General features: G+C 65.0%; 6 protein-coding genes and 1 pseudogene. 2 read left to right on the forward strand and 5 right to left on the reverse strand.

The window, feature by feature from the left end:
* Position 1: 1 nt before the first annotated feature.
* From AC6LJ5_RS17015 to groES, 3 genes are all read right to left on the reverse strand, one after another.
* Entirely contained in the window at positions 2-1,018 is a 1,017-nt protein-coding gene (locus tag AC6LJ5_RS17015; RefSeq protein WP_498141096.1) for a YihY/virulence factor BrkB family protein, read from the reverse strand.
* 266 nt (positions 1,019-1,284) lie between these two features.
* Complete coding sequence (gene groL, locus AC6LJ5_RS17020) at positions 1,285-2,925, reverse strand: chaperonin GroEL (protein ID WP_392410009.1); 1,641 nt, start codon at positions 2,923-2,925, stop codon at positions 1,285-1,287.
* Positions 2,926-2,964: 39 nt separating this feature from the next.
* A complete protein-coding gene (groES, locus tag AC6LJ5_RS17025; protein ID WP_103276178.1) occupies positions 2,965-3,252 on the reverse strand; it encodes a co-chaperone GroES in 288 nt (95 codons plus the stop codon).
* 712 nt (positions 3,253-3,964) lie between these two features.
* Between groES and AC6LJ5_RS17030 the strand changes: the two genes are divergently transcribed.
* Complete coding sequence (locus AC6LJ5_RS17030; protein WP_498141097.1) at positions 3,965-4,948, forward strand: Bug family tripartite tricarboxylate transporter substrate binding protein; 984 nt, start codon at positions 3,965-3,967, stop codon at positions 4,946-4,948.
* 84 nt (positions 4,949-5,032) lie between these two features.
* Here AC6LJ5_RS17030 and AC6LJ5_RS17035 read toward each other — a convergent pair whose 3' ends face one another.
* On the reverse strand, positions 5,033-5,458 hold the full coding sequence (locus AC6LJ5_RS17035) for a cupin domain-containing protein (RefSeq protein ID WP_498141098.1): 426 nt from the start codon (positions 5,456-5,458) through the stop codon (positions 5,033-5,035).
* Between the two features lie 131 nt (positions 5,459-5,589).
* Here AC6LJ5_RS17035 and AC6LJ5_RS17040 point away from each other — a divergent pair, with 131 nt between their 5' ends.
* Entirely contained in the window at positions 5,590-6,477 is an 888-nt protein-coding gene (locus AC6LJ5_RS17040) for a helix-turn-helix domain-containing protein (protein ID WP_498141099.1), read from the forward strand.
* An 86-nt stretch (positions 6,478-6,563) separates the two neighbouring features.
* On the opposite strand, the pseudogene AC6LJ5_RS17045 reads toward AC6LJ5_RS17040, so the two are convergent.
* Positions 6,564-6,650 (reverse strand): annotated as a pseudogene (locus tag AC6LJ5_RS17045) (succinyl-CoA--3-ketoacid-CoA transferase); the annotation flags it as partial.

Genomic DNA, 6,650 nt, shown 5'->3' on the forward strand with positions numbered 1-6,650 from the left:
CTCAGGCGCGCGGAGCTTGCCCGGGCTGGACGGGATCCGGCTGCGCTGCCTGTTGCTGCGGCGCCGGGCTCGTTTCGGGCGTGTCCTGTGGGACGGGGGCTGCTGGTGGGATTGCCGCGTCCGCACCGGAGCCGGGCGCGGGCCGCGATGCCTTGCCGAAGCGCAGCGCGAACTGGCGCGTGAACACCGCGCCGAAGAAGAAGATCTGCGCCGAGTAATAGATCCACAGCAGCAGCGCGATCAGCGAGCCGGCCGCGCCATAGGCCGACACGGCCGCGCCCCGGCTCAGGTAGACGCCGATGCCCCATTTGCCCACCAGGAACAGGGCGGCCGTCACGATGGCGCCGGGAATCACGTCGCGCCAGGTGATGCGCGCGCTGGGCAGCAGCTTGAAGATGACCGCGAACAGCGCCACCACCACCGAGAAGGAAAACAGGTTGGAGATCCATTCAGCCACCACCGCGAAGGACGAGGCCGTCCACAGGTCGCCGTAGTACTTGCGCGCCGCCGCCAGCCCAGCGTTCACCGTCAGTGAGATCAGCAGGAACAGCGCCAGCACCAGCACCAGGCCGAACGACAGCATGCGGCTGCGCACCATGCCCTGCAATCCCTTCTGCCTGGCGGACACGTCCCACAGCTCGTCCAGGCTGGCCTTCAGTTCGGCGAAGGCGGTGGTGGCGCTGAAGATCAGCACGAAGATCGAGATCAGCGCGGCGATCCAGCCGCCGCCCGATTCGTGCGCGCTCGCCAGCACGGTCTGGATGACCTCGGCGCCGCGCTCGCCGGTCAGGTCGCGCAGCTGCGCGAACAGCTCCGAGCGCACCGCGTCCTCGCCGAAGAACGCGCCCGCCACCGCGATCACCAGGATCAGCATGGGCGCGAGCGAGAACACCATGTACAGCGCCAGCGCCGCGCCCTTGCTGGACGCGCGGCGATCGGACCACTGGTTGATGGAATCCATCAGCAATCCGCCGATCTCGGAGGGACGCAGGAGTCGCAGGCTGGGAGGCAGGCGCATGGGACGGGCTCGGGCTGGGAAGCCCTCATTGTAGGGACGGATGCGGCGCGACGAAACCTTCTGTTTGTGCGCAAACGTTCCCGCGCCGCCGTGGCGGGCGCATCGGCCAGGTCCGTCCGGGGTGGCGGAAGCGGCGGGCGGACGGCGCGCGGCGCGCTGCGATCCGCGTGCGCAAAAGAAAACCCCCGGGGGCGAAGGACCCGGGGGTTCTCAGGATTTGCTTGCCCCGGGCGTCCCCGGGGCGGGCAAGGCAGTGATGGCGGGACTTAGAAGTCCATGCCGCCCATGCCGCCCATGCCACCCGGCATGGCCGGGGCAGCGGGCTTGTCTTCGGCCAGTTCGACCACGGCGGCTTCGGCGGTCAGCAGCAGGCTGGCGACGGAGGCGGCGTTTTGCAGGGCGGTGCGGGTCACCTTGGTGGGATCCAGCACGCCTTGCTCGACCAGGTCGGTGTACTCGCCGGTCGCGGCGTTGTAGCCGTAGTTGCCCTTGCCGTTCAGCACGTTGTTGACGACGACGCTGGCTTCTTCACCGGCGTTGGCGACGATCGTGCGCAGCGGCTCTTCGACGGCGCGCAGGATCAGCTTGATGCCGGCGTTCTGATCGGCGGTGTCGCCCTTCAGGTCGGTGATGGCTTGCTTGGCGCGCAGCAGGGCGACGCCGCCGCCGGCCACGACGCCTTCTTCAACGGCGGCGCGGGTGGCGTGCAGCGCGTCTTCGACGCGAGCCTTCTTTTCCTTCATTTCGACTTCGGTGGCGGCGCCAACGCGAATCACGGCAACGCCGCCGGCCAGCTTGGCCACGCGCTCTTGCAGCTTTTCACGGTCGTAGTCGGACGTGGCTTCTTCGATCTGGACGCGGATCTGCTTGACGCGAGCTTCGATCGACTTGCTGTCGCCAGCGCCGTCGATGATGGTCGTGTTTTCCTTGCCCACTTCGATGCGCTTGGCCTGACCCAGCTCGGCCAGCGTGGCCTTTTCCAGCGACATGCCGGTTTCTTCGGAGATCACCGTGCCGCCCGTCAGGATGGCGATGTCTTCCAGCATGGCCTTGCGGCGGTCGCCGAAGCCCGGCGCCTTGACGGCGGTGGTCTTCAGGATGCCACGGATGTTGTTCACCACCAGGGTGGCCAGCGCTTCGCCTTCGACGTCTTCGGCGATGATCAGCAGCGGACGGCTCGACTTGGCGACTTGTTCCAGCACGGGCAGCAGGTCACGGATGTTGCTGATCTTCTTGTCGAAGATCAGGACGAACGGGTCGTCCAGGGCGGCAACTTGCTTGTCCGGGTTGTTGATGAAGTAGGGCGACAGGTAGCCGCGGTCGAATTGCATGCCTTCGACGACGTCCAGCTCGTTTTCCAGCGACTTGCCGTCTTCGACGGTGATGACGCCTTCCTTGCCGACCTTGTCCATCGCGTCAGCGATGATCTGGCCGATGGAGGTGTCGCTGTTGGCCGAGATCGAGCCGACCTGGGCGATTTCCTTGCTGGTCGTGACCGGCTTGGATTGCTTCTTCAGTTCGGCGACGGCGGCGGCGACGGCCTTGTCGATGCCGCGCTTCAGGTCGATCGGGTTGAAACCGGCGGCAACGTACTTCAGGCCTTCCTGAACGATGGCCTGGGCCAGCACGGTGGCGGTGGTGGTGCCGTCACCGGCGTTGTCGGAGGTCTTCGAGGCGACGTCCTTGACCAGCTGGGCGCCGATGTTCTCGAACTTGTCCTTCAGTTCGATTTCCTTGGCGACGGACACGCCGTCCTTGGTCACGGTCGGGGCGCCGAACGAGCGCTCCAGCACGACGTTGCGACCCTTGGGGCCCAGGGTGGTCTTGACGGCGTTGGCGAGAACATTCACGCCACGGACGATGCGCACGCGGGCGTCGTCACCGAACAGTACTTGCTTGGCAGCCATTTTTATCAGCTTCCTTCGAAAATTCGTTTAGGCGGGGATTTACTGGATCACGGCGAGGATTTCGTCCTCGCGGATGACGAGCAGCTCTTCGCCATCAACCTTCACCGACTGGCCGGCATACTTGCCGAACAGCACCTTGTCGCCAGCCTTCAGGTCGACCGGCAGGATCTTGCCGTCTTCGGTCTTCTTGCCCGGGCCAACGGCGACGACTTCGCCTTGGTCCGGCTTTTCAGCGGCGCTGTCCGGGATGACGATGCCCGAGGCGGTCTTGCGCTCGTTGTCCAGGCGTTTGACGATCACGCGATCGTGCAGGGGACGCAGGGCCATGAGGAACTCCTGTTTCTAGAAGAGATTTGAAATGGTTCGGGGTGCCCCGGGAGCGTTGTTAGCACTCACCGGTGTCGAGTGCTAATTATAGGGATGAAGTTTTGGGCTTCAAGGGGGGGAGGGGGGCTGTTACATATTCGATGTGGATTGCTCTGACCCTAATTTTCGGTCGACATTCGTTCGACTTGGGGCTGGGCTCGCCCACGTTGGCGTCCTGAACGCGGTGTCGATGGCCTGTTCATGCGGCTTGCGGCCAGATTTTTTTTGGACGACGGGCATCAAAATTCGGCAAGCAGGAGGCCATGCATCGACATTCCATGAAGGAGGCGTTCTTGTTCATCCAAGTTGCCGGCAAGGCAATTCCCAGATATCCATCAATGGTTCCACCGTGCAAGCTGATTCCCCCGGACAACGCGTTTCGCATGGCTGCGCGAATCCGGGCGGAAGCGATGGCGGCGGCGTGGCATGAGACCGGGAGGCTTGCATGGGAGCCATCCCATTTTTTGTTTGCACGACAGCCGTGTCGATAAGCTGCGCGTGTCGCCGGAAATTCATAGGGTTATCCGGGATTCTTTATGCTTAAACTTTTGTGAAGAATGAGCAACCAATGCAGGACCGCCGCCGCGATGAGGCATCAAGGCGGTTCACCGTGGCGCGGTGCGTGGCGCATCGTGCACGGGATCGCGGGGTGGCCCCCCATAAGGAGAATCGCATGCTGCTGCGTAGACGCTGTCTGGCCATGATGATGCTGGCGCTGACTGGCTGGGCAACGGGCAGCCATGCGCAAACACCGTCTCAGCCCTGGCCTGTCAAGCCCGTGCGCCTGGTCGTGGGGCTGGCGCCCGGAGGGCTGGTCGACGTGCTGGCGCGCACCGTGCAGCCGCACCTGGCCGAGGCCTTGAAGCAGACCGTTATCGTGGAGAATCGGGGCGGTGCGGGCGGCAACGTGGCGGGAGCCGAAGTTGCGCGCAACGGCGGGGACAACCATACCTTCCTGCTCAATCCGTCGACGACCGAATCGGTCAATCCACTGATGTTCGCCAGCATGCCGTTCAATCCGCAGCGGGACCTGCGGCCGGTTGCCTTGCTGGCCAACAGCCAGTTGTTCCTGTTTGTCCGGTCTTCGCTTGGCGTCGATACGCTCGAAGCGTTCGTGGAGTACGCGCGCAAGCGGCCCGATCCGCTCAATTACGGTTCGGCCGGAAACGGCACGACGCCGCATCTGGCGGGCGAGCTGCTCAAGCAGGCGACTGGCATCCCGGCCACCCATGCACCGTATCGCGGCGTGGCGCCGGCGATACAAGATCTGGCGGCAGGCCAGATCGACTTCGCGTTTGGACCCGCCACGGTCTTTCCCATGGTGCAGGCGGGCAAGCTGAAGGTACTGGCGGTGGCGAGCCGGCAACGCGCCGCCGTTGCGCCCGACATACGAACCTTCTCCGAGGCCGGCATCGATGGGGTTTTCGCGGACAGCCTGTTCGGCGTGTATGCCGCCGCTGGCACCCGCGATGATGTGGTCGATCGCATGAACGCCGAAATTAACAAAGTGCTTGCGCGGCCGGAGATCCAGGCGCGCTTTCTGGATGCGGGCGCCGAGGCGCTACCGCTGAGCGTGGCCGACTATGCCGCGCGCGTGCGCGACGAAAAGAAATTGTTCGCCCCGTTGGTGAATGCGTTGGGGCTGAAGGAACCGTAGACAGAACAACAATAAAGGCTGCGCCAGCGACCCGCATGCCCTCGGCTTCGGCTGCCGCGTTGTCGCGGCAGTGGCCCTTGCGGCTCATGCTGGCGCCACAGGCTGCTGCGAGTCAACGGGGCGCGGATCGTCGCCCCGCGACGACAGGCTTGGGCCGGAGATCGTCATCAGCCTGACCGGCGCATGGGCGTGCTGGCGATGCCACAGTCCTTTGGGTACGATACAGACGCATCCCTGCCGCAGCATTTCCGTTTGTGCTCCCGCGTCAGTCAAGATCGTGATCTCGACCTCGCCTTCGACGGCATAAAGAAGCTCATCGGTATCGGGATGGTTTTCCCAGGGCGCCAGTCCGACAAAGCCGCCGATGAACAGGCCGCCGCTGCCGAAGGCCGCCTGCATCGGAAAGGCATCGGCGTCGTCCTCCTGCTCCACGCCACGGCTGAGGTCGGCCAGCGGCAGGCCGGCGAGGATTTCATTGACGTTGAAGATACGCAAGGGTTTCTGATCCATGCCGCATTCCTGAAATGATCGGGAAGGACATTCTGGACGGCAAGGCCGGTCGCGTCTTGAAGAAAAGTTACCTGGCCGCGTGACGCACGGCCCGGGAAGGAGCGTCCCATGGCTGGAATTCGCCTGTACCGATGGTCATCGACCCGCCCGGGCATCCCGGGCGTCTGCCGGCCATAGCCATGCGGGACTGGATCGAGACATCGGCGGGCCCGCTGCCGCCAAGCATGCAAGGCGTCACCCTGTGGCGCAGGGCGCCGCAGGCCATGCTGCGGCATGACGTGGTCGATATTTCCGGCTATCAGGAAAACGTGATCGAGCGCATCCGGCAGCTGCAGCCCGCGCGCCTGGAAATCCCCTGGATCATCAGTTTCGGTGAGCCGTTCGCGATCAGGATCGGCGAGGCCTCGCGCCCCGCCATCATGGGCGGCAGCTTCGTCGCCGGCCTGGTCGCCGGCCCCGCACTGATCGAATCGGGGGGCGGGGGCGCATGCATCAGCGTCAGCTTCACGCCGTCCGGCGCGCGCCGGTTCTTCGATCTGCCGATGTCCGAGATCGCGGGCGGCATGGTCAGGGCCGAGGACCTGCTCGGGAACGCGGTCGCGGCGTTGCGCGAGCGGTTGGGCGCCGAACGGGATTGGGAGCGGCGCCTTGACATCGTTGAGGCGTTTCTCGCGAGCCGTCTGTTGGCCATGGCCAGGACAGGCACGCCCGCCACCTGGGCCTACGAGAGACTGTGGCAGTCGCACGGCATGGAACGAATCGAGGCCATCGCGAGCCAGCTGGGCTGGAGCCGCAAGCACCTGGCGGCCCGGTTCCGTGACGAGATCGGCCTGTCGCCGAAGACGGTCGCGCAGATGATGCGCTTCAACCTCGCGCTGGCGCATGCGCGTCGCCAGACCTGCGGCTGGGCCGAGCTTGCGGGCCTGTGCGGGTATGCCGACCAGGCGCATCTGGTCCGGGATTTCAACCGCTTCTCGGGGGGGAGCCCGACGGCATGGGGAAACCGGCTCGCGCTCTAGGCGCCGCTTCAGGGGCCGTGGCTTGGTCCGGTAATGAAGAGAAAGCCCGCTCGCGCGGGCTTTCTTCCACCAAGGCTAGACGGCGCCTACTTCACCGCCGACACATCCAGCCTGGCCAGCGTCTTGGACTGGATCTCCTGGACCGTCACGCCCGGCGCCACTTCCAGCAGCTT

The organism is Achromobacter sp. 1011791174 (genome assembly GCF_059760925.1).